At 64.7% G+C, this 23,583-nt stretch carries 19 protein-coding genes; 10 read left to right on the top strand and 9 right to left on the bottom strand.

All coding sequences use genetic code 11. From position 1 onward, the window contains the following. Positions 1 to 55 precede the first annotated feature (55 nt). The 4 genes from I6F24_RS10550 to I6F24_RS10535 all read left to right on the top strand — a co-directional run bounded on the left by I6F24_RS10550 (position 56) and on the right by I6F24_RS10535 (position 3,045). Positions 56 to 1,192, top strand: coding sequence for a thiolase family protein (locus I6F24_RS10550; protein WP_225149464.1), 1,137 nt, complete (start codon positions 56 to 58; stop codon positions 1,190 to 1,192). Then, entirely contained in the window at positions 1,189 to 1,548 is a 360-nt protein-coding gene (locus I6F24_RS10545; protein ID WP_225149465.1) for an OB-fold domain-containing protein, read from the top strand. The genes I6F24_RS10550 and I6F24_RS10545 overlap by 4 nt, the downstream gene beginning before the upstream one ends. Before the next feature lie 638 nt (positions 1,549 to 2,186). Beyond that, positions 2,187 to 2,714 carry a carboxymuconolactone decarboxylase family protein gene (locus tag I6F24_RS10540; RefSeq protein ID WP_036001128.1) on the top strand — a complete coding sequence of 176 codons (528 nt, stop codon included), beginning with the start codon at positions 2,187 to 2,189 and terminating at the stop codon, positions 2,712 to 2,714. A gap of 28 nt (positions 2,715 to 2,742) precedes the next feature. Further along, positions 2,743 to 3,045 carry a nucleoside triphosphate pyrophosphohydrolase family protein gene (locus I6F24_RS10535; RefSeq protein WP_036022497.1) on the top strand — a complete coding sequence of 101 codons (303 nt, stop codon included), beginning with the start codon at positions 2,743 to 2,745 and terminating at the stop codon, positions 3,043 to 3,045. A gap of 131 nt (positions 3,046 to 3,176) precedes the next feature. On the opposite strand, the gene glsA is transcribed toward I6F24_RS10535, so the two are convergent. The 4 genes from glsA to I6F24_RS10515 all read right to left on the bottom strand — a co-directional run bounded on the left by glsA (position 3,177) and on the right by I6F24_RS10515 (position 8,913). After that, a complete protein-coding gene (glsA, locus tag I6F24_RS10530; protein WP_225149466.1) occupies positions 3,177 to 5,024 on the bottom strand; it encodes a glutaminase A in 1,848 nt (615 codons plus the stop codon). A gap of 21 nt (positions 5,025 to 5,045) precedes the next feature. Next, positions 5,046 to 7,121 (bottom strand): TRAP transporter permease, encoded by a 2,076-nt coding sequence (locus tag I6F24_RS10525; RefSeq protein ID WP_225112201.1) that lies wholly within the window; start codon positions 7,119 to 7,121, stop codon positions 5,046 to 5,048. Between the two features lie 236 nt (positions 7,122 to 7,357). Next, positions 7,358 to 8,524, bottom strand: a complete 1,167-nt coding sequence (locus I6F24_RS10520; RefSeq protein WP_036001123.1) for a TAXI family TRAP transporter solute-binding subunit — start codon at positions 8,522 to 8,524, stop codon at positions 7,358 to 7,360. Between the two features lie 167 nt (positions 8,525 to 8,691). Continuing rightward, positions 8,692 to 8,913: a biotin/lipoyl-containing protein gene (locus tag I6F24_RS10515; protein ID WP_036001120.1), complete on the bottom strand. Its 222-nt coding sequence runs from the start codon at positions 8,911 to 8,913 to the stop codon at positions 8,692 to 8,694. A gap of 95 nt (positions 8,914 to 9,008) precedes the next feature. Here I6F24_RS10515 and I6F24_RS10510 point away from each other — a divergent pair, with 95 nt between their 5' ends. The 3 genes from I6F24_RS10510 (at position 9,009) to I6F24_RS10500 (ending at position 13,280) form a co-directional block, all read left to right on the top strand. Beyond that, positions 9,009 to 9,983, top strand: a complete 975-nt coding sequence (locus I6F24_RS10510; protein WP_036001116.1) for a helix-turn-helix domain-containing protein — start codon at positions 9,009 to 9,011, stop codon at positions 9,981 to 9,983. Continuing rightward, the gene (locus tag I6F24_RS10505; RefSeq protein WP_036001111.1) at positions 9,913 to 11,472 is read left to right on the top strand and encodes a carboxyl transferase domain-containing protein; all 1,560 of its coding nucleotides are present in this window, start codon (positions 9,913 to 9,915) and stop codon (positions 11,470 to 11,472) included. The genes I6F24_RS10510 and I6F24_RS10505 overlap by 71 nt, the downstream gene beginning before the upstream one ends. Before the next feature lie 110 nt (positions 11,473 to 11,582). Beyond that, entirely contained in the window at positions 11,583 to 13,280 is a 1,698-nt protein-coding gene (locus tag I6F24_RS10500; RefSeq protein WP_036022488.1) for a GMC oxidoreductase, read from the top strand. Between the two features lie 951 nt (positions 13,281 to 14,231). Here the strand turns inward: I6F24_RS10500 and I6F24_RS10495 are convergent. The 4 genes from I6F24_RS10495 to I6F24_RS10480 all read right to left on the bottom strand — a co-directional run bounded on the left by I6F24_RS10495 (position 14,232) and on the right by I6F24_RS10480 (position 19,539). Next, positions 14,232 to 15,707: an FAD-binding oxidoreductase gene (locus I6F24_RS10495; protein WP_036022491.1), complete on the bottom strand. Its 1,476-nt coding sequence runs from the start codon at positions 15,705 to 15,707 to the stop codon at positions 14,232 to 14,234. 164 nt (positions 15,708 to 15,871) lie between these two features. After that, entirely contained in the window at positions 15,872 to 17,161 is a 1,290-nt protein-coding gene (locus tag I6F24_RS10490) for an MFS transporter (protein ID WP_074447868.1), read from the bottom strand. A 109-nt stretch (positions 17,162 to 17,270) separates the two neighbouring features. Next, on the bottom strand, positions 17,271 to 18,467 hold the full coding sequence (locus I6F24_RS10485; RefSeq protein WP_036022507.1) for an acetyl-CoA C-acyltransferase: 1,197 nt from the start codon (positions 18,465 to 18,467) through the stop codon (positions 17,271 to 17,273). A gap of 301 nt (positions 18,468 to 18,768) precedes the next feature. After that, positions 18,769 to 19,539, bottom strand: coding sequence for an enoyl-CoA hydratase (locus tag I6F24_RS10480; RefSeq protein WP_036022509.1), 771 nt, complete (start codon positions 19,537 to 19,539; stop codon positions 18,769 to 18,771). A 155-nt stretch (positions 19,540 to 19,694) separates the two neighbouring features. Between I6F24_RS10480 and I6F24_RS10475 the strand changes: the two genes are divergently transcribed. Further along, positions 19,695 to 20,222: a PaaI family thioesterase gene (locus tag I6F24_RS10475; RefSeq protein WP_225149467.1), complete on the top strand. Its 528-nt coding sequence runs from the start codon at positions 19,695 to 19,697 to the stop codon at positions 20,220 to 20,222. A 69-nt stretch (positions 20,223 to 20,291) separates the two neighbouring features. After that, positions 20,292 to 20,912 (top strand): TetR/AcrR family transcriptional regulator, encoded by a 621-nt coding sequence (locus I6F24_RS10470; protein WP_036022516.1) that lies wholly within the window; start codon positions 20,292 to 20,294, stop codon positions 20,910 to 20,912. Positions 20,913 to 21,061: 149 nt separating this feature from the next. Here I6F24_RS10470 and I6F24_RS10465 read toward each other — a convergent pair whose 3' ends face one another. After that, the gene (locus I6F24_RS10465) at positions 21,062 to 21,970 is read right to left on the bottom strand and encodes a LysR family transcriptional regulator (RefSeq protein ID WP_036001074.1); all 909 of its coding nucleotides are present in this window, start codon (positions 21,968 to 21,970) and stop codon (positions 21,062 to 21,064) included. 102 nt (positions 21,971 to 22,072) lie between these two features. Here I6F24_RS10465 and I6F24_RS10460 point away from each other — a divergent pair, with 102 nt between their 5' ends. Then, positions 22,073 to 23,569, top strand: a complete 1,497-nt coding sequence (locus tag I6F24_RS10460) for a CoA-acylating methylmalonate-semialdehyde dehydrogenase (RefSeq protein WP_036001072.1) — start codon at positions 22,073 to 22,075, stop codon at positions 23,567 to 23,569. The last annotated feature ends 14 nt before the right edge of the window (positions 23,570 to 23,583 follow it).

Below are 23,583 nucleotides of genomic sequence, written 5' to 3'. Positions count from 1 at the left end.
GATTCCGGGCTCGCGACTTCGTCGCGCCCCGGAATGACGGTGGAGAAATGGCACCATGAGCTTCATCACCGGCGTCGGCCTCACGTCGTTCGGCAAGCATGAAGGCTCGTCCTCGCTCGACCTGATGAGCGAGGCCGCGCAAGCCGCGCTCGACGATGCCGGCCTCAAGCGCACCGACATCGACGGCATCCTCTGCGGCTATTCCACGGTCTCCCCGCACATCATGCTCGCCACCGTCTTCGCCGAGCATTTTGGTATCCGCCCGTCTTACGCCCATGCCGTCCAGGTCGGCGGCGCCACGGGTCTTGCGATGACGATGCTTGCACATCATCTCGTCGCGTCAGGTGTCTGCCGGAACGTTCTGGTGGTCGCTGGCGAGAACCGGCTCACCGGGCAGAGCCGCGATGCCTCGATCCAGGCGCTGGCGCAGGTCGGCCATCCCGACTACGAGGTGCCGTTAGGACCGACCATTCCCGCTTATTACGGCCTCGTTGCCGACCGATACATGCACGAATACGGCGTGACCGAAGAGGATCTCGCCGAATTCGCGGTGCTGATGCGTGCCCACGCCTGCACCCATCCCGGCGCGCAATTCCACGATCCCATCAATGTCGCCGACGTCATGGCCTCCAAGCCAGTGGCGCTGCCGCTCAAGCTGCTCGATTGCTGCCCGGTCTCCGACGGCGGCGCGGCGTTCGTTGTCAGCCGCGAGCGAACCGGGGAAGCGGGCGTGCGTATCCGCGGCTGCGCCCAGGCCCACACGCATCAGCATGTCACGGCAGCGCCCGCCCTCAGCGAGCTTGGCGCCGAGATCTCCATCGCGCGTGCAAAGGCGGCCACGGGTCTCGCGATCTCCGACGTGCGCTACGCCGCGATCTATGACAGCTTTACGATCACGCTCGCGATGCTGCTGGAAGACCTCGGTCTCGCCGGCCGCGGCGAGGCGGCCGCGCGCGTGCGCGCCGGCCATTTCAGCCGTGATGGCGCGATGCCGCTGAATACCCATGGCGGTCTGCTCAGTTACGGCCATTGCGGCGTCGGCGGCGCCATGGCGCATCTCGTCGAGGCGCATTTGCAGATGACGGGGCGGGCGGCCACCCGCCAGGTCCGCGACGCCTCGATTGCACTGCTGCACGGCGACGGCGGCGTGCTGTCGTCTCACGTCAGCATGTTCCTGGAGCGGGTCAGATGAGCGAGCGTCTGGCGGACTGGACCAAGGGTAAAGAGGCCATCACCTACCAGACCTGCACCGCATGCGGGCATGTACAGTATTTTCATCGGGCCTTCTGCGCAGCTTGTGGCGAATCGGACCCGCGCGAGCAGCGCGCCAGCGGCAAGGGCAGGGTGTATGCGACCTCGTTGGTCTGCCGCGCGGCAACGCCCGAGACGCGCGCGCACGTGCCCTACAACATCCTGCTGGTCGATTGCGCCGAGGGATTTCGCATGATGGCCCACGGCGAGAATGACCTCGCCATCGGCGATTCGGTCATTGCGAGCTTCAAGCCCTTTGCCGGCAAGCTGGTGCCGTTCTTTGCCAAAACCAAATAGGGAAACGCGAATGTAGCCCGGATGGAGCGCAGCGAAATCCGGGATTCGCACCTCGCGGACAGACTTCCCGGATTGCGCTGCGCTTCATCCGGGCTACACGCCAACCGAGGGATCCGTCATTCGGGGGCGGTCATGCGACCGAGCCTGGAACGGGAATTCTGGGCTTGGCTTGTGCGAGAGCCACCCCGGAATGACGAAAACGCTGAGCGCCTGATCCGGAAAAGTGTGAAGCGGTTTTCCGAAAAGATCATGCGCAATCGAAATACTCTAACGCCCGTAGAACAAGATGCTGGCGATGACGAGCATCGCCGTCACCGCCAGCATATGCGCGAGCGCTCCCGAGGCTGCCCCCTTGGTGGCTTCCTTCATGCCGTTTTCTCCCTAGACTTGGGCATGACTCATCGTTGCGCGGTGAGCGCTTACGACGGCCAATTGTTTTTACTCGGAACACCCCTTGCGAGTATCCGCCGCGATTTGTCCCCCGCGGCGAATATCGACTGTGTCAGGGTCGATCAGCAATGCGGCGGCAATTTGACTCGATGATGTTGCTCGTGCGTCCCCACGCGAATAGAGTCTTCGGGAACCTTCGCCAATGGCGACAAAAAGCATCAAAAGATCAGGGAAACTTCAGGAAAATCATGGCCCGCATTCAGTACAGCGACCCGTCCAAGGCATCCGACCGCACCCGCGAAATCCTCGACAAGAACCGCCATGCCAACATCTTCCGGATGATGGCGCATTCGCCGAGTTACTTTGAGCAATATTGCCGCCTCGGGGGCGCAATCAGGCACAAGGGCGAGCTCGACCCCATCGTGCGCGAGCTTGCGATCACCCGTACCGGTATCCTGTGCGAGGCACCCTATGAGATCGTCGCGCACAAGCGCATCGGCAAGAATGTCGGCGTCACCGACGAGCAGAACGAGGCGCTCGAGAACTGGCAGGCCGCATCCTGCTTCAACGAGGTGCAGCGCGCCGCGCTCGCCTTCACCGACGAGATCGTGAAGCTGACGAAGCCGACGGATGCGACCTTCAAGGCGATCGCATCGAAGCTGACACCGGCCGCGCTGGTCGAGCTCCAGCTCTCGGTCGGCTTCTACATCATGACGTCGAAGTTCCTGGAAACATTCGAGATCGATCTTCAGCCCGTCACCGAAGTGGTCGGCTGATCCAAAGCTCGGCTTGCGAGGGATGCTCATGACAATCGATGAATATGCGGCCTGGGCCGCAACTATTGCCAAAGTCGACGAGCATCCGTCGAACGAGCGGTTGTCTTATCTCGGGCTGGGCCTTGCCGCTGAGGCGGGCGAGGTCGCCGAGCACATCAAGAAGCTCCTGCGCGACGACTGGCTCGACAAGGCCGGTCTCGTCGAAGAGCTTGGCGATGTCGTCTACTACTGGGCCTGCCTGTGCGCCGCCACCGGCCAGCAGCCGTCCGCGCTGCTCAACGCCAGTGCCGCCAAGATCAGGCGACGCATCAGCGAAGCGGCGAGCCGTTAATGTAAGCTTGAGCTGGGAAGTCCGGCGTCATGGCCGGGCTTGTCCCGGCCATCCACGTCTTGCCAATCGGTACGAAGAACGTGGATGCCCGGGACAAGCCCGGGCATGACGATCTGTTGCGCATGAACCGCTCACGTCGAGGTCAGAATATCCACCTTGGCGTTGGCGACGATCAGGCGGTCGGCTAGAAGCTGGGCCAGGTTACGCATGATGCATTCGCTGGCGCGGGGGTGCTGCTTGCGGAAGCGCTCGAAATCCTTCAGCGGGACCTCGCATGCCGTCGCTGCCATGTCGGCGAACACGTCGGCGGAGCGGGTTTGTTCCAGCAGCGCCATCTCGCCGAACGCCATGCCGGCGGTGAGCGTCGCCAGCCTGACGCCATCGGGCAAGGTGACGTGCACGGCGCCGCTGCGCAGGAAGTACAGGGCATCGGCGGGGTCGCCGGCCGTGAGGATCTTCGCGCCGGATTGATAGGTCCTGATGGTGCAGAGCGAGGCGAGATCCGTCAGCTCTTCCTCGCTCAGCCCGGTCAGCAGCGGCTGTTCGGCTAGCTCGGTGGTCTCGTGAAAATCGATCGAGCCGCCGTAGCGATAGACGATCTGGTCTTCGGCCCATTCGATCGCAGTGTCGAGCAGATAGAAATCGCGCACGTTCTTCAGCTCAGCGGTCCATTCGCGTAACGTATTCCATTCCTTGGAGGCGCGCCGGACGCCCGACAAGACCACCGTGACATTCAGCGCGGCCAATTCCTCGAACGCTTCGGCCACAAGTCGTGCGCCGGCCCGCGTAGTCGAGGTCACGCGGTGGAGATCGAAGATCACGAATTGCGGCCGCGGTCGTCCCGCGAGCCGGCGCGAGACGTAATCCACCGCCGACAGCGACAGCGTGCCGACCAGCTCGATGATGCGCACCTCCTGCTCGTGGGCCGCCAGGATCTCGCGCTCCTGCGGGCGGCGCACGCGGCGCGACGGGCTCTTGCCGATGTCGTAGTCCGCGATGACGGCGTTGCGTGCGTCGTCGCTGCGGTTGAGCATGTGCAGGTCGTAATGCGAGGACAGCGCCTCGCAGACCTTGATGCCGCGCACGCTGTTGCCGTGCTTGTCGAGCTTTGGCGAATAGCTGCCGAGGCCGAGGCGGGCAGGGAGCGCGGCCAGGATGCCGCCGCCGACGCCGCTCTTGGCGGGGATGCCGATGCGGTAGATCCACTCGCCGGCATAGTCGTACATGCCCGACGACGTCATCACCGACAGCGTGCGCGAGATCGCGTAGGCGCTCAGCACCTGCTCGCCGGTGATCGGATTGATGCCGCGATTGGCGAGCGTTGCCGCCATCACCGCGATATCGCGCGCGGTCACCAGCACGGCGCATTGCCGGAAATAGACGTCGAGCACGCCGACGACGTTGTCCGAGATCACCGCGTTGGTCTTGAGCAGATAGCCGATGGCGCGGTTGCGGTCGCCGGTCTGGCTCTCGGAAGAATAGACGGCGTCGTCGACGGAAAGGTCGCGGCCTGCAAAACGGCTGAGCGCAAGGCGGATCTGCTCGAAAGCCTCCGCGCCCTTGCTGTCGTAGATCAACCCGGTGCAGGCGATCGCGCCGGCATTGACCATCGGGTTGAACGGATGGTTCTCGGAATTGAGCCGGATCGAGTTGAAGGGATCGCCGGAGGGCTCGACGCCGATCGCACCTTCGACCTTGCCGGCGCCGAGCAGGTCCAGCGCCAGCGCGAACACGAAGGGTTTCGACATCGACTGGATGGTGAAGGGCACCCTGGAGTCGCCGACTTCATAGACATGGCCGTCCAGCGTCGCCAGGCTGATGCCGAAATAGGCAGGGTCGGCCTTGCCGAGCTCGGGAATGTAATCGGCGACATGGCCCGACGTTTCGGCGGAGAACTCGCTGAGGCAATTGTCCAGGAACCGCAGCAAGGGCGGCTTCGAGCGGGTCCAGGCGGTGGCGAGAGGCGAGAGCGGTTTCATCGCCTCCCTTGTGCAACGCAATCAGAGCACGCGCAACCCGTCCGGCATCACAGGCGGGCGCCGGACCAAGAGAAGCGCGATCAGGATCGTCGGCAGCAGGATGCCAAGGCCGAGCAACGTCACCTGCATCTGCGACAACGGCATGATGCCGCCGCCGGGGGTCGCCACCACGAAGCCGCCGATCACGAGCAGCACGCGAATGGGCCATTCCAGGCTGCCTGTGCCGCGCAAGTCCCCGACGAAAGGCTGGTAGCCCTGGATGCCGCCGCAGATGAACAGCGTGCCGAAGGCAGCGAGGCCCATCAGGCCGAGGCCGGCGAGATAGGGGCTCGAGCCCTGCAGCACCAGCGCCGGATTGAGCACGAAGAAGAACGGCAGGAAATAGATGATGCTGCCGACCCACATCGATTCCCAGCCGGTCTTCATGGCCGGCGATCCGGCGATGCCGGCAGCTGCGAAGGAAGCGATCGCGACCGGCGGGGTGATCGACGACAGCATGCCCCAATAGAAGATGAACATGTGCACGGCCATGCGGTTGAGCCCGAGCTTCTCCAGCGCAGGCGCGACCAGGATGGCGAGGAAGATGTAGCAGGCCGTCGTCGTCAGCCCAAGGCCGAGAATGAGGCTGGTGAGGGCGCACATGCCGAGCAGCAGGAACGCATTGTCGCCGGCGATGTGCAGGAGGTCGTTGGCAAGGCTCGACACCACGCCCGTCATCGAGAACGCGCCGATCAGCAGGCCGCAGCCGGCGAGGATGCCGACCAGCTCGACGAAGGTGCGGCCGTTGACCTCTAGGAACTTGCCGATCGTCGCAAATGTCCAGCGCGTGTCCTTCGAGAAGAACTGGTTGAGCACGAGAAGCAGCGCGGTGGCGTAGAACGGCGCGTGGCTCTCGCGCTTGAAGTAGAGCAGCATCACGATCAGAAGCGCGATGACGAAGACGTAGTACCAGCCGTCCTTGATCGTATCCATGATCCGCGGCAGCTCGGCGCGGGGAATACCTTTCAGCTTGTGGCGCGCCGCGTAAGCGTCGACCTGCATGAAGAGGCCGACGTAGTAGAGCACGGCCGGAATGATTGCGGCGAGGGCGACATCGGCGTAGCTGACGTTGAGGAACTGGGCGATCACGAAAGCGGTCGCACCCATCACTGGCGGCGCCAGCACGGCGCCGGTCGAGGCGCAGGCCTCGATCGCGGCGGCATAGGAGGCGCGAAAGCCGCTCTTCTTCATCACCGGGATGGTCATGGTGCCGGCGGTGAGCACGTTGGAGATGATCGAACCCGACATCATGCCGAGCAGGCCGCTGGCAAAGATACAGACTTTTGCCGCGCCGCCGCGAAAGGTGCCACACAACGCGAAGGCCAGGTTGATGAAGAACTTTCCGGCGCCCGTCATCATCAGCGCGGTGCCGAACACCAAAAAGCCGATCACGGTGTCGGCGAAGGCCTGGATGGGGATGCCGAGCAGGCTCTCGCCCGAGAGCACGTGATAGGCGGTCGCCTGCTCGAGCGTCGATTGCGTGCCACGGAACGGTCCGAGCCAGCGGGCTTCGGCGAACAGGGGATAGACAGTGAAGGGCAGAACGCTGAGGAGCAGGCTCCAGCCGCCGGTGCGGCGCAACGCTTCCATCAGCATCACCCACATCACGAGGCCTGCGGCGATCACCGTGTTGGGCGCGCCGCCGAATTCCCAGCCGGCCTCCGCCGCCTTGCGCACGTTAACCATCAGTATGATCGCCGCCGCGAAGGTCACGACGAACAGGACGAGGTCATACCAGGGCATGCGGTCGAGCGGCGCGCGTTCGGTGCCCGGAAAGATCAGGAAGGTGAACGGCAGCATCAACGCGATCAGGAGATAGAAATATTCCGTGTTGAGCTGGGTGTATCCGACGAAGAAGCGCAGCGAGAATTGCTGGTTGATGCAGAGCAGGATCGTCGCCGCGGTCGCAACGATCAGCGTCCAGCGCCACGCGCCGCGCAACGTGCGAACGCGCGTGACTTCCGCTTCCTGCATGTTGCCGGCGGCGCCATGGGGATCATCGAACACGACGCGCTTGGGCTCGTCTTGCGGGACGGTGGAAGTGGAAGAGGACATCATCGATCCCGCGCGTGGGCTGGTGAACGCAATCAGGCAAACGGCAGTTGTTTGAACCGCTCTGGCCGCGCGCTCAACCTCTCCCGCGTGCGGGAGAGGTCGGCGCGAAGCGCCGGGTGAGGGCTTTCTCCTCTGGGGGAATCCCACCGCGGAGGCACCCTCTCCCCAACGCTCTCCCGCAAGCGGGAGAGGGGGCGCACTTCTCGCGAGGCAACGATCACGCCTAACAACACCTCGCTCTATTCCTCGAACCCGTTCGGCATGCCCGCTTTCGCTAGCGCCGCGGCACGCGCCTTCGTCCAGCCTTCGAGGAACGCCTTGTCGTCCGACGGCGGATTGGACTTGCCGTAATCGGCCCAGGCGGCCGCCAGCACCTCCTGCCGCTTGATCAGCTGGTTGTTGTGTGCCTCCTGAGCGTCGCTCCATTGGCCGGCCTCTTTCAACGCCTTCACCGCGCCGGGATGCACCGGCACCACCCAGTTCTTGGTCTGGCGGTTGGCCGCGAGTCCGCCGGCGCCGGGCGCGGAGTCCTTATAAGCGTCGTAGTTGACGATCATCGCCTTGGTGATCGCATAGACCTGGTCGGCCGGTTGCGAGGCGTAGGCGACGAAGATCGGGTAGGGATAATTGCCGAGCTCGATCGGCTTCTCCGGCGAGATGCCGGCACCGCAAGTCGCAAGCTGCGGGAAGAAGAACGAGCCGACCTTCTGCATCCGCGCCCAACCTTCCTTGTCCTTGGCGGGCAGCGGCGGCCAGATCAACCCGCGCGGCGAAGCCTCGGCCTCCTTGGCGGGACCGGTGATGGTGGTGCCGAAGGCGGCATCGACGTCGTTGTTGATCAGCCCTTTCCACATCGCGCCGTAGCTGGCGAATTCGACAGCCTTGACGTCCTTCTGCGTCAGCCCGGCGAAGGCGAGCACCGCGAGCGAGTTCTGGTTCAGCGCGGGTGAGCCGACCACGAAGCCGACGCGCTTGCCCTTGAGATCCTTCAGCTCCTTCACGCCGGTGTCGGCGGCCACCGCAAGCGAGGCGCAATTGCAGTCGACGGTCGAGAGCAGGGTCTGCAGCGGCTGCGGACCCCATTCCTTCGAGCCGAACTCGAACACGCCTTCCTGCGCGAAGTAGGTGCCCGACCCCATCGCCGCGGAAACCGCGCGCTTGGCGCGCAGCGGCGCGAGGCGCGCGACGTCGTTGCCTGCGGGGAGCACGCGCACGTCGGTGCCGTACTTGTCCTTCATCATCTTGCCGACGCCGACCGCTATGTTGAATCCGGCGGTGCCGGTGTCATAGGCGGTGAAGGTCAATGTCGCCGGCAGCTTGATGTCTTCGGCGAACGAATAGCGTGTAGACGCAAAAGAAATGCCCGCCACCAGAGCAGGCGCGAGCACGAGCAGCCCACGAAGCATGTTTCCCTCCAATGATCTTCGCTTTGCCGCGAAGATTTTCATTCTTTGTTTGAAACAACGTTTTGTTTGAAACCGATCATGTCACCGCGATCAAGCGATGGCAACGCCATACAGCGCGCGTGGGAATGCGACTGACACATTGTCGCGGAAAAGACCGGATAAGACGCTCAGCTCGCGACGATCGCTATCGCCTGTCCCTCCGCAACGACGTCATCGACCTTTACCAGAAGCGATGTGATGGTGCCGTTTGCGGGCGAGGGCACTGGGATCTCCATCTTCATCGCTTCGACCACCACAACGTCATCGCCATCCGCGACGGTTCCTCCAACTTGCACGGGAGTTGCGCAGATGCGTCCCGCGACCTCCGTGACGATCTTAATTTCTGGCATGCCATCGCCTTTTTGTTGTCGTCGCAAAATGCCTGAGGTAGCGTCGTCTGCAAGTGGAATTTAATTCCGCACAGCGGAACACAACGGTAGGGATCATGGGACGACGTTCGGAGCGGTTGAGCAGGCAAGGTGCGCTCGCTGGCGAAGCCGGTGAGGGTGATGTGATCCAGGTGGTGTCGCGCGCGTTCGACGTATTGCGATGCTTCGAGGGCCACGAGGCGCGACTCGGCAATCTCGAGATTTCAAATCGCTGCGGTCTGCCGCGCTCGACGGTATCGCGGCTCACGCATACGCTGACCCGCATGGGCCAGCTCGTGTATCTCCCGCGCGACCAGAAGTATCGCATCGGCCCGAGCGCGGTGGCGATGAGTGCTTCGATGATGAAGGGCGCGCAGCTGCGCAGCATGATTCGCCAGCGGCTGCAGGAAGTCGCCGAGCAGCTGCCGGGCACGGTCGGCTTCGTCGTCCCCGACCGCTTCCATCTCGTCTATCTCCAGTTCGCGCGTTCGGCGACGGCGCTCGGCTTGCACGAGGGCACCGGCAGCCGCATCTCGATGGCCTCGACCGCCGCGGGCGCGGCCTACACCGCGGCGCTCGCGCCGGAAGTCGGTGATGCCTTCGTCGCGGACATGGAGCGGGAAGCCCCCGAAGCTGCGAAGATTCTCAAGCCCCGCATCGAGGCCAACCGGCAGATGTTGCGCGAGCGCGGCTATGTCGTCGCCTGCGGCCTCTGGAGCCCGCACATCAACGGTCTCGCGGTGCCGATCTGGTCGCCGCAGTACCAGACCTTCGTGGTCATCACGATCGGTCTTCTGTCGGCGATGTATGACGAGCAGCGTCTGCACGAGGAAGTCGCGCCGATGATGCTCCAGCTTGGCCGCTCGCTCGGCAGCCTGATGGAAGGCGCGGAAGGCGACGCCTTCAACAACCGTATCTCGCGTAAGCCGGTCGCCATGGCCGTGCACAACAATAACAAGCCGATCCATTCGGAGGGAGTGAATGAACTGGAAGCCGGAACTCGACGAGCTCGCCCGGCGCGAAGCCTTCGCGCGGGAGATGGGCGGCGTTGACAAGGTCAAGCGACAGCATGACCAGGGCCGGCTGACTGTTCGGGAGCGTATCGACAAGCTGATCGACAAAGGCAGCTTTCACGAGATCGGTGCCGTCTCCGGCATCGGCGAGTACGATTCCAGCGGCGATCTGAAGAAGCTCACGCCGGCTAATTGCGTGTTCGGCCGCGCGCGCGTCGACGGCCGTACATTGGTCGTGGTCGGCGACGATTTCACCGTGCGCGGCGGCTCGGCGGATGCGTCGATCTCGGCCAAGCCGCTGATGGCGGAGGAGATGGCGCACGATTTCCGGCTGCCCATCGTCCGCATCATCGAAGGCTCCGGCGGCGGCGGCTCGGTCAAGACCATCGAGACCAAGGGCGCGGCCAATCTACCCGGCGGCATCGGCGGCACGCGCTGGTATCGCTTCACGACGGAGAATCTGTCGCGCGTGCCGGTGGTCGCGCTCGGCCTCGGCTCGGTAGCAGGCCTGGGCGCCGCGCGTCTTGCCGCCAGCCACTATTCCATCATGACGCGAAAGTCCGCGATGTTCGTCGCGGGTCCGCCGGTGGTGAAGGCGCTGGGGCAGGACCTTACCAAGGAGGAGCTCGGCGGCGCCGATATCCAGACCCGCGCCGGCGCGGTGGATCATGCGGTCGACACCGAGGAGGAGGCGTTCGCCTGCGCGCGGCGCTTCCTCTCCTACCTGCCGTCATCGGTCTACGAGCTGCCGCCGACCTTGCCCTGCACGGACAGTCCTGAACGCAGCGACGAAGCGCTGATGAACGCGGTGCCGCGCAACCGCAAGCAGGTCTACAAGATGCGGCCCATCATCGAGTCCGTCGTCGACAAGGGCTCGTTCTTCGAGGTCGCAAAAAACTTCGGCAAGCCGATCATCGTCGGCCTCGCGCGGCTCGAGGGCAGGGCGGTGCTGTTGCTCGCCAGCGATAGCTTCCATTATGGCGGATCCTGGACCGCGGATGCCTGCCAGAAAGTGGTGCGCTGGGTCGACTTCGCCGAGACCTTCCACCTGCCGGTCGTCTATCTCATGGACTGCCCCGGCTTCATGATCGGCCTCGATGCGGAGAAGGCGGCCACCATTCGCCACGGCGTGCGTGCCATGGCGGCGGTGAACCAGACCACGGTGCCCTGGTGCACCGTGATCCTGCGCAACGCGTTCGGCGTCGCCGGTGTCGTGCACCAGCCGGCCGACCGCTTCTCGATCCGCTATGCCTGGCCCTCGGCCTATTGGGGCTCGCTGCCGCTCGAAGGCGGCATCGAAGCCGCCTACCGCGCCGACATCGACGCGGCGGAAGACAAGGCGGCGAAGCTGAAGGAGATCGAGGAGCGGCTCAACAAGCTCCGCTCGCCGTTCCGCTCGGCCGAAAAATTCTGGGTCGAGGAGATCATCGATCCCAGGAAGACGCGATCGCTCCTGTGCGAGTTTGCCCGGCTCGCGGAGCCGCTGCGAAAGCCGGGGCCGCCGGAGAATATGACGATCAGGCCTTGATATCGGCCATCATCCGACTGCCGCGACAATCTTGTCGCGGCAGCGATGGCGTGACCTCACAACAGGAACGCGCTACGTTCCCCCAACAAGAACAAGAGGAAGCGCCAATCGTGTACGACTTCATCATCGTGGGCGGCGGCTCGGCGGGGTCCGTGCTGGCCCACCGGCTCTCCGCCAGGAGCGCCAACAAGGTCCTGCTCTGCGAAGCCGGTCAGGACACGCCACCCGGCAACGAGCCAGCCGAAATCAGGGACAGCTATCCCGGCACCGCCTATTTCGATCCGCGCTTTCACTGGACCGAGCTCAAGGTGACGACCCAGGTCGTCAGCCACAACAATCCCGAGGAGTCGCGGCCTCCTTTGCGCAAATACGAGCAGGCGCGCGTGCTGGGCGGGGGCTCGTCGATCAACGGGCAGATGGCCAACCGCGGCGCGCCGACCGACTACGATGAATGGGAGGCGCGCGGCGCCGAGGGGTGGTCGTGGGCTGACGTGCTGCCGTTCTTCAAGAAGGTGGAGCGCGACCTCGATTTCGACGGACCGTATCACGGCACGGACGGAAGGATCCCTGTCCGCCGCATCCCGCGCGAGCACTGGACGCGACATTCGGAGGCATTCGCGCAGGCCTTCCAGCAGGCCGGCCATCAATTCGTGGCCGACCAGAACGGCGAATTCGTCGACGGCTTCTTCCCGGTGACGCATTCCAATCAAGCCGAGCAGCGCGTCTCGGCCGCGATGGGGTATCTCGATCGCGACACCCGCGCGCGTGCGAACCTTGCGATTTCGACCAACACGCAGGTGCGAGAGCTGCTGTTCGAAGGCACGCGCTGCGTCGGCGTGAAGGCGATGGTCGACGGACGCGAGCAGGAATTCCGCGGGCGCGAGATCATCCTCTCCAGCGGCGCCATCCATTCGCCGGCGCATCTGCTCCGCGCCGGCATCGGTCCCGTCGGTCACCTCAAGGATCTGGGCATTCCCGTGCTGGCGGCCTTGCCGGGCGTCGGCCAGCGCCTGATGGACCATCCCTCGATCTCGCTGTCGTCGTTTGTTCGCCGCGGCGCGCGCATGAACGAGCACACCAGGCGCCACATGCAGCTCGGCCTGCGCTACTCCTCCGGGCTGCCTGATGTGCCCAAGGGCGACATGTTCGTCGTCGTCATCAGCAAATCGGCCTGGCACGCCGTCGGCGCGCAGATCGGCTCGCTCCTGACCTTCGTCAACAAGACCTATTCCGAGACCGGACAGGTCAGGCTCGCCTCGCGCGATCCCTCGGCAGAGCCGATCGTCGAGTTCAACCTGCTGTCCGACCGCCGCGATCTCGATCGCCTGATGAGCGGTTTCCGCAAGATGGCGGCGATCCAGATGAGCGAGGTGGTCAGGAAGGTGACGGACAAGCCGTTTCCGGCCGCCTATACCGATCGCGTCCGCAAGATCGGCGTGGTCAACACCAGGAACAAGATTCTCACCACGATCGCCGCGACCCTGATGGACGGGCCGGCGGCGCTGCGTCACTACATGATCGACAATTTCGTCGTCGAAGGCTTCACCTTCGATCAGGTGATGAACGACGACGAGGCGCTGGAAGCCTTCGTGCGCAAGGCGACGATCGGCGTCTGGCACGCCTCATGCTCGTGCCGCATGGGCCGCACTGAGGATCCGATGGCGGTGGTCGACAATCAGGGCCGCGTCAAGGGCGTGCAGGGCCTGCGCGTCGTCGATGCCTCGATCTTCCCGGTGGTGCCGTGCGCCAACACCAACTTTCCGGTGTTGATGTCGGCGGAGAAGATCGCGGCCGCCATGATGCAATGAGCGGCAGCGAGTTCTGGCGATCCGGGCAGTGCGGGGAGGAGGAGCGCTGATGGATACTTGCCTCGCGCGGTCCGACTTGGTTGCATGCCGTGAGCTTGACGCGCTAATCGCGCATTCGAGCGCGGCGAGTTAATCATCTCAGGCGCTACGTGTAGGCTATGAGATCGTGCAGTCGTGGCGCACGATCGCAGCCAGTTTCAGCCGCGCTTTAGGCCCATTTCAGCCAAACTGTTATTGGTCTCTTTGCCCGGGGCAGGGTCTCTCATTTGGAGTCCTGCAATGTTCAAACGCGTATTTTCTGCGTGCGTCCTCGTTATCCTGGGTTCTATCGCTTCGGAAGCGCGCCCTTATCGCATTCATCAAGCTCCTGAATGCAACGTCACAATGCCCTGCGACTTCTCGTATTCGCAGACGCGACGCGAGCGGGCTGCCAGGCCCTCACTGGCTTCCAGATCTTCGCTGATTTCTAGGTCCACACTGCAAGCGTACCGCTCGACACAACTGACGGTGACTGATGCTGGGAGCACGACCACGCCGGCGGCCGTCTCCGGTGCCCACGGCGCTCGCATTGTCGGTGGCCGTCCGGCCGGTTGCCCTTCGTCGTTCTGCGGCTGCGGCGCGGCTCTGCGCGTGTTCGGCCGTATCGTGCCGGAATTGAATCTTGCGTCCAATTGGCTCCGCTTTCCCAGGACATCACCCGCACCGGGAATGGTTGCTGCGCGACGAGGACACGTTTTCGTCCTTGAACAGCACCTCGGAGGCGACGTCTGGATGGCCTATGACGCCAACTCGGGTGGGCGCGCGACGCGAATCCACGCGCGTTCGCTGCGAGGGTATACGATTGTCAACCCGCGCGGCGGCTCGGTGGCTTGAGGGCAGCGGATAGCGCTCCAAAAACGGCGGACGGGTCGCAACATCTTTGCGACCCGCCAACGCCGAACGCCGAGCCGATCACAGCCGGAGCACCTTGCCGGGATTCATGATGTTGTGCGGATCGAGCGCGCGTTTGATGGTGCGCATGATGTCGAGCTCGGTCTTGGAGCGGTAGTGGCTGAGCTCGTCGAGCTTGTCGATGCCGATGCCGTGCTCCGCCGAGATCGAGCCGCCCATGGAGGTGACGAGATCGTTCACGGCGCGCGTGATGGCGGCCGCGTATTGGTTCAGCGTCTGCTGGTCCATGCCCTTCGGCCCCATGAACGAAAAGTGCAGATTGCCGTCGCCGATATGGCCGAGCGGATAGGGCCGAATGGTCGGGAGAATGTCGAGCACGGCCTTGAGGCCCTTGTCGATGAACTCCGGGATCCCTGAGATCGCCACCGACACGTCGAAACTGATCCCCGGTCCCTCGGCGCGGGAGGCCTCCGCCATGGCTTCGCGGATGCGCCACATGTTGCGCGATTGACCGAATGTGTGCGCGATCGCCGCATCCAGCACGCGGCCGGCCTCGAGTTGATCGGCGAGAAACTGCTCCATCTTGCCGGACATGCCCTCGGTTCCGTCCTGCCGCGGGCGCGCCGACGACCATTCCAGCAGCAGGTACCAGGGCGTATCCGCCTTCAGCGGATCCTGCGTCCCGGGAATGTGGCGCAGGGAAAGGTCGATGGCCGCCCGGCTGAGCAGCTCGCAGGAGCCGACATTGTCCTCGGATGCCGCGTGCGCCTCGGACAGGATTTCCAGCGCCGCGCGGGGATCGCGGATCGCCAGCCACGCCGTGCAGACGTCCTTCGGTGCCGGCCACAGCTTGAGCACGGCCTTGGTGATGATGCCCAGCGTCCCCTCGGCGCCCATGAACAGGTGCTTGAGGTCGTAGCCGGTGTTGTCCTTCTTGAGCGCGCGCAATCCGTCCCAGACCTCGCCATTCGGCAGCACGACCTCGAGCCCCAGCACGAGATTGCGGGCATTGCCGTAGCGCAGCACCTGCACGCCGCCGGCGTTGGTGGAGAGATTGCCGCCGATCATGCAGGAGCCCTGGGCACCGAGGCTCAGCGGCAGGAAGCGGTCGTGCTCGCTTGCGGTCTCCTGAAGCGTCTGTAACACGCAGCCGGCCTCGACCGTCATCGAATAGCCGACGGGATCGACATCCAGCACGCGGTTCATCCGGCCGAGCGACAGCACGATGCCGGTGTGCGCAGGCCAGGGCGTCGCCCCGCCCATCAGGCCGGTGTTGCCGCCCTGCGGCACGATCGCGACGCCGTGCTCGTGGCAGAGCCGGACCACTTTCGAGACCTCCTCGGTGCTGCCAGGGCGAACGACGGCGCCGGCGTTGCCGACCAGCAATCCCCGCCAATCCGTCACAAACGGCTGCTTGCCATGCTCGTCCTCGATCAGGCCTTTGTCGCCGACGATCGCGCGCAACGCATCGCGCATCTCGGCGGTCAAGGGGGCGGTTGGGATGATGGGTGGGGACGATGGGAAGGCAGCCGGCATTGTTTCCTCTGGCGCATCTTGGTGTGCACTGCGCACGGTGACGTGCGGAGGGCATTGTCCACGTTTGGCGCGAGGAGTCTAATGGGAATGTGGCCGACCGCGTCTTGCGGATGGTGACGCCGCCGGGTCAGGCGTCACCATCACGATGGGGTCGTAGGCCGGCTTCAGGCCGCCGCCGGCTGCAGTTTCGGCTGTCGCGACAGCGCCAGCACGATCAAGGCCGCGAACATGCAGAGCGCGCCGGCGATGAAGAAGGCGGGCAGGTAGCTCTGGTAGACGGTGCGCGAGAAGCCTGCGCCGAACGCCGCGGCGCCGGCGCCGAGCTGATGGCCGGCGAAGATCCAGCCGAACACCAGATTGGCGCGCTCGGGCCCGAACTTCTGCGCGGTGAGCCGCACCGTCGGCGGCACCGTCGCGATCCAGTCGAGACCGTAGAACATCGCGAAAACCGAGAGGCCGTAGAAGGAGAAATCGCTGAAGGGGAGGAAGATCAGCGAGAGCCCGCGCAGACCGTAGTACCAGAACAGGAGCCAGCGATTGTCGTAGCGGTCCGATAGCCAGCCAGACATGATCGTGCCGAAGAAGTCGAAGATGCCCATTGCAGCGAGCAGGCTCGCCGCCTGCACCTGCGGGATGCCGAAATCGAGGCACATCGGGATCAGGTGCACCTGCACGAGCCCGTTGGTGGAGGCGCCGCAGACGAAGAAGGTCGCGAACAAGATCCAGAACGCCATCGACCTCGAGGCATCGCGCAGCGTGCCGAGCGCAACGCCAGTGATCGAGCCGTGGCTGACCGGCGGCGCCGGCAAAGGTTCGGTGCCTTCGTCGCCGAACGGCCGCAGGCCGACGTCGCTCGGCCGGTCACGCATTGCGAGCAGCACCGCCAGCGACGAAATAACGAGCATGATGCAGACCAGGCCGAGTGCGAGACGCCAGCCGTAGCGCTCGGTGAGGCTCGCCAGCAGCGGCAGGAACACGAGCTGGCCGGTGGCAACGCTTGCGGTCATGATGCCGACCACGAGGCCGCGTCGTGTCGCGAACCAGCGCGTGGCGATGGTCGCGCCGAGCACCAAGGCCGTCATGCCGGTGCCGATCCCGATCACCACGCCCCAGAGGGCAATGAGCTGCCAGACCTCTGTCATGCCGAGCGAGAGCACGAGTGCCGAGACCACGATCAGCTGGGCGGCCAGCGTGACGTTGCGCAGGCCATAGCGGTTGAGCAGGGCGGCCGCGAACGGCGCCATCAGTCCGAACAGGATGAAGCGGATCGACAGCGCGGACGAGATCTCCGCCGTGCTCCAGCCGAACTCCTTCTGCAGGGGAACGATGAACACGCCGGGCGCGCCGACCGTGCCGGCGCTGATCAGCGCGGTGAGGAAAGTCACGCCGACCATCACCCAGCCATAATGAATGTTACGGCGGGACAGTGCTGCCGCGAGCCAGTTCGAAATCATTGGGCCTCAACGTGGATGGGCAGGCCGCAAGAGACCTGCGTCAGTTAGAGAATGGCACGGGATGTATCTGTCGCAAATGACAGAGTTCCCTTGTTTTCGGACTTTTGCGTCAGCGGGCGAGGCGTTCCACCGCAATCGCGGTGGCCTCGCCGCCGCCGATGCAGAGTGCGGCGATGCCGCGCTTGAGGTTGTTGGCCTCCAGCGCATGGAGCAGCGTCACGATCAGCCGCGCGCCGGTGGCGCCGATGGGGTGGCCCAGCGCGCAGGCGCCGCCGTTGACGTTGAGCTTCTCGCGGGGAATGCCGAGGTCGCGCTGCGCCGCCATCGCCACCACGGCGAAGGCCTCGTTGATCTCGAACAGGTCGACGTCGCCCGCGCTCCAGCCGACCTTGTCCAGCAGCTTGCGGATCGCCGGGATCGGCGCCGTGGTGAACCATTGCGGCTCCTGGCTATGGGTGGCGTGGCCCTTGATCTCGGCGAGAACAGGCAGGCCGCTCCGGTCAGCAAGTGCGCGCTTCGTCAGCACCAGCGCGGCGGCGCCGTCGGCATTGGCGGAGGAGGCGGCCGGCGTGATGGTGCCGTTGGCGCGGAATGCCGGCTTCAATCCGGGGATCTTGGCGGGGTCGACCTTGAGCGGATGCTCGTCATTGGCGATCACGCGCGGGCCGGCCTTTTCGGTCAGCGTGATCGGCGCGATCTCGGCCTTGAACGCGCCGCCCTCGACGGCCTTGCGGGCGCGGCTGAGCGTCTCCATCGCATAGGCGTCCTGGTCCTTGCGGGTGAATTGATAGGCTTCCGCGGTAGCTTCGCCGAAATCGCCCATGGAACGGCCGGTCTCGTAGGCGTCCTCTAGGCCGTCCATCATCATGTGGTCGATGATGCGGTCGTGGCCGACGCGATAGCCGCCGCGCGCCTTGGCGAGCAGGTAGGGCGCGTTGCTCATGCTCTCCATGCCGCCGGAGACGACGATGTCGGCCGAGCCGGCGCGGATGATGTCGTGCGCCAGCATGGTCGCCTTCATGCCGGAACCGCAGACCTTGTTGACGGTGGTGGCGCCGGTCGCATCGGGCAGACCGGCGCTGCGTGCGGCCTGGCGCGCCGGCGCCTGGCCTTGGCCTGCCGGCAGCACGCAGCCCATGAAGACCTCGTCGACCTTCTCGGGCGCGAGCTTGGCGCGTTCGAGCACCGCACCGATCACATGTGAGCCGAGCTTGTGGGCCGGGAGCGGCGACAACTCGCCCATGAAGCGGCCGAGCGGGGTGCGTGCGGCGGAGACGATGACGACGGGATCGGCGGCTTCGGCCATGACGAGAACTCCCTGGCGATGACGTGTAAGATGATGATCATCATATGATGCGGCGCAAAAAATGCAACCGCGACAGGGATGAGAAAATGTCGTGGGTCGGATGAGATTTGGTCGTGCGGTTGGGGGGGCTGCTTACCCGCAGTATGCTGTCATTGCCCGCGAAGGCGGGCAATCCAGTATTCCAGAGGCCTCGCGGCTAGAACCGGGAAGGCGCCGCGTACTGGATGCCCCCCGGAGCGCAATTGCGCACTAGGCGGGCATGACACCGTCTTTTCTTGGCTGCGCTGTTGCTTCCTCGCGTCTATCGCTTCCGGTTCACGAACGCGCCCATCAGCCGCGTCGGCTCGTCCGTCAGGAATGACTCGCCGAACACTTTCACGCTCAAATTCACCGACTCGGTCAGCGGCAGTTCCTCCCATTGCCGCAGCAGCGCCTTTTGCGAGCGCAGTGCCTCGGGGCCGCATTCGAGCAAGGCCTTCACTAGATGCTCGACCTCGGCATCGAGCTCGCCGGGCGCAGCGACCTTGTCGACCAGGCCCCATGCCAGCGCCGTGGCTGCATTGATGTTCTCCGCCGTCATCACCAGCCAGCGCGCGCGGGCCCAACCGATCAGGCGCGGCAACAGCGCGGCATGGATCACCGAGGGGATGCCGACACGCACCTCGGGCATGCCGAAATGGGCATCATGCGCGGCGACGCGGAAGTCGCAGGCCGCCGCCACTTCGAGCCCGCCGCCGAGGCACCAGCCCGGCATGCGTGCGATGATCGGGGCAGGGAAGGCGCGCACCGCCTCGCAGAGATCGCGCAGGCGGCTGATGAAGGCCTCGGCGGATGTCTGGTCGAGCCCGGCCATCTCCTTGATGTCGGCTCCGCCGATCAGGCTCTTCTCGCTCTGTCCGCGCAGCACCACGACGCGGATGCTGCGGTCGGATGCGAGCTGCTGCAGGCCTTCGCGCACGGCGTCGGTCACGGGCGAGCCGAGGATGTTGAGCGGGCCGGCGTTGCAGATCGCGACATGAACGACGCCGCGCGCATCGCGCGTCACGCCGCAATGATTGTTGAGCATTTCCATCGTGGGATCTCGAAAGGTTTCGTGGACATGCGCGGGGCGCGCCGGTCGGGATCACTTCCGGGCCGAAACGTACGTCTTGTCAAGCGGCGGGGAGGGCGGGTTGCCAGCGTGAAGTCCGTGGCATAGTATGACGAATATCATCTAAAGAGGCTGCCATGACCGGTGACGATCAACCCGACCTGTTTTCGCCCGCGCAGAGGCGGGAACGCGTAGTGGACTGGCAGGTGCCTGCGCCGGTGGCGCGGGCGGCGATGGGCCTGTCGGGCATGGATGCCATGCTGGGCATCCGTGACGGCCGCCTGCCGCCGCCGCCCTTCGCCAAGCTGATAGGTTTCACCATGGCCGTGGTCGAGCCGGGCCGGATCGTCATGGAACTGGAGCCGCGCGAGGATCTCGAAAACACCATCGGACTTCTCCATGGCGCGACCGCCGCAGCGCTGCTCGATACGGCCATGGGATGCGCCATCTCGACCAGGCTGGAGGCCGGACAAAGCTCGGTGACCCTCGATCTGAAGCTGACTTATCTGCGCCCCCTGTCGGTGCGTTCCGGGCTGATTTCGGCCGAGGGCAAGGTGATCAAGCTAGGACGCCAGACCAGCTACACCGAGGGTTTTGTGCGGGACGGCAAGGGCGCACTTGCGGTCCATGCAACTGCGAGCTTCTCCATGATCGGCACAACTTGACATGAATTGATGCACCCATCTCGGCATTTGCGTGTTATGAGATGATCTCCGACATTCAATGAGATCCGCATGCGCTATTCCCGGGAACACAAGCAGGAAACCCACGATCGCATCGTGAAGAAGGCCTCGGTGCGGCTGCGGGAGAAGGGTGCCCACGGTATCGGCGTCGCCGACCTCATGAAGGAGGCGGGCCTGACCCACGGCGGCTTTTACGCGCATTTCGATTCCCGCGAGGCGCTGGTGATCGAGGCTTTTGCCTACGCGATGGACCGTTCGATGGAACACTGGCGCAAGCTCACCGGCGAGGTCGCTCCGGAAAAGCGGCTAGCGCTGATCGCGGAAAGCTATTTGTCCACGCTGCATCGCGACAATCCCGGTCACGGCTGCTCGATTCCCGCGCTGGGAGCCGAGATCGCCCGCGAGAGTCCGAAGACACGCAAGGCCTTTGCCGGCAAGCTGGATGAGATGATCGAGGCCCTGACCGACACCATCTCGAACATGCCGCGCAAGGCGGCACGCAAGCAGGCGATCGCGACGCTCGCGACGATGGCCGGAACCATGCTGCTGGCGCGCATCGCCGGCTCGAGCGAATTGTCCGACGAGATGCTGAAGGCCGGCCGGGACCACGCGCTCGAGGGAGCGAAGCGTGAGTCGAAGGTGGCGGCCGCGAAGAAGGCGAAACAGAACTAGGCGAAATGCCGTGTAGGGTGGGTTAGCCATGCGATTGCGCGAAGCGCATTCGCTTGGCGTAACCCACCACTGTGTTCGTCCGCGGAGACGGAAGAGGTGGGTTACGCCTTCGGCTAACCCACCCTACGAGACCCCTACGAGACCGCCGTTCACCGCCCAGCAAACAACGCCCGCTCGCGCTCGACAATCTCCGAGATGTAATCCGCCACGGCCCTGATCCGCGCCAGGTCCTTACTGTCGGCGTGCATCAGCATCCAGAACGTCCGCGTGATCGAGATCTCTTCGGGCAGCACGGCGACAAGCTGCGGATAGTCGCTCGCCATGAAATGCGGCAGCACCGCGATGCCGAAGCCGGAGAGGGTGGCGTTGAGCTGCGCGATCAGATTGGCGCTGCGGAAGCGCGCCGAGATTCGCGGCGACACCTGTGGCAGATAGTCGAGCTCCGGCGTGAACAGGAGTTCCTCGATGTAACCGACGAAGCGGTGCTGCGTCAGATCCTGCCGCGAGGCGATTTTCGGGAAGCGGTCCAGATAGGCGGGGGCCGCGTAGAGCCCGAGGCGGTAGTCGAGCAGCTTGCGCCCGACGATGCGACCTTCCTTCGGCATGGTCAGGCTGATGGCGATGTCGGCCTCGCGCTTGGAGAGGCTGAACAGCCGCGCGGTTGCTACAAGTTGCAAGTCGAGATCGGGATAGCGGTCCGCGAACGGCGTCAGCCGCGGCGCCAGGAAGGCGGTGCCGAACCCATCAGGCGCGCCGATCCGCACCGTCCCGGTCAGCCGCGCCACGGAGCCGCCGACCTGCTCCTGGTTGGCGACGATGGTCGATTCCATGGCTTCGGCGCTGTCGGCGACGCGCTGGCCGGCCTCGGTGAGGAGGTAGCCGGTCTTGCGCCGGTCGAACAGCTTGGCCGAGAGGTGCTTCTCCAGCCGGTCGACGCGGCGGATCACGGTGGCATGGTCGACCCCCAGCTGTTTTGCCGCAGCCGACACCGAGCCGCCCCGCACGATGGCCAGCACGAAGCGAAAGTCGTCCCAATCGATAGCGCCTTGATCCAGCATTTTCGCACATCTATGGTGCATTATCTCAGACTTGAATCCTATAAAATGCAGGTCAATAGGATTTGTCAAAGCGACCACGCTCGGCCTGAAGGAGACCATTCCATGCGTTCAATCGGACATTTCATCGGTGGCAAGGAGGTCAAGGGCACCTCTGGCCGCACCGCCGACGTTTTCGAGCCGATGACCGGTGACGTTCAGGCCAAGGTGGCGCTGGCGTCCAAGGCCGAAGTCCGCGCCGCTGTCGAGAACGCGCGCGCCGCACAGCCCGAATGGGCCGCGACCAATCCGCAGCGCCGCGCGCGCGTCATGATGAAATTTGTGGAGCTGGTCCAGCGCGATTACGACAAGCTCGCCGAGCTGCTCGCGCGCGAGCACGGCAAAACCGTCCCCGACGCCAAGGGCGACATCCAGCGCGGCCTAGAAGTCGCGGAATTCGCTTGCGGCATTCCGCATCTGATGAAGGGCGAATACACCGAAGGCGCTGGCCCCGGCATCGACATCTATTCAATGCGCCAACCGCTCGGCGTCGTCGCAGGCATCACGCCGTTCAATTTCCCGGCGATGATCCCGATGTGGAAGTTTGCGCCGGCGATCGCCTGCGGCAACGCCTTCATCCTCAAGCCGTCGGAGCGCGACCCCGGCGTGCCGATGCTGCTCGCCGAACTCATGATGGAAGCGGGCCTGCCAGCCGGCATCCTCAACGTCGTCAACGGCGACAAGGAGGCGGTCGACGCCATCCTCGACGATCCCGACATCAAGGCCATCGGCTTCGTCGGCTCGACGCCGATCGCGCAGTACATCTACGAGCGCGCCGCGCAGACCGGCAAGCGCTGCCAGTGCTTCGGCGGCGCCAAGAACCACGCCATCGTCATGCCCGACGCCGACATGGACCAGGCCGTGGACGCGCTGATCGGCGCCGGCTACGGCTCGGCCGGCGAGCGCTGCATGGCCGTTTCCGTCGCGGTCCCCGTCGGCAAGTCCACCGCCGACCGCCTGATGGAAAAGCTGATCCCGCGCGTCGAGTCGCTCAAGATCGGCACCTCGATCGATCCGTCGGCCGACTACGGTCCGCTCGTGACCCGCGAGGCGGTCGAGAAGGTCAAGAGCTACATCGACATCGGCGTCAAGGAAGGCGCGACGCTCGCCGTCGACGGCCGCGGCTTCAAGATGCAGGGCTACGAGAACGGCTTCTATCTCGGCGGCTCGCTGTTCGACAACGTCACCAAGGACATGCGGATCTACAAGGAAGAGATCTTTGGCCCGGTGCTCTCGGTGGTGCGCGCGCACGACTACAAGGAGGCGCTGGCGCTGCCGTCCGACCACGATTACGGCAACGGCGTTGCCATCTTCACCCGCGACGGCGATGCCGCGCGCGACTTCGCGGCCAGGGTCAACGTCGGCATGGTCGGCATCAACGTGCCGATCCCGGTGCCGATCGCTTATTACACCTTCGGCGGCTGGAAGAAATCGGGCTTCGGCGATCTCAACCAGCACGGCCCGGACTCGATCCGCTTCTACACCAAGACCAAGACGGTGACCTCGCGCTGGCCGTCGGGCGTCAAGGAAGGTGCGGAGTTCTCGATCCCGCTGATGAAGTAAGGCTGTAGCCCAGC

It is taken from the genome of Bradyrhizobium sp. BRP23 (assembly GCF_020194135.1).
GTDB lineage: Bacteria > Pseudomonadota > Alphaproteobacteria > Rhizobiales > Xanthobacteraceae > Bradyrhizobium > Bradyrhizobium yuanmingense.
The sequence above is the reverse complement of the archived record's forward strand: the minus strand, read 5'-3'. Positions and strand labels throughout refer to the sequence as shown.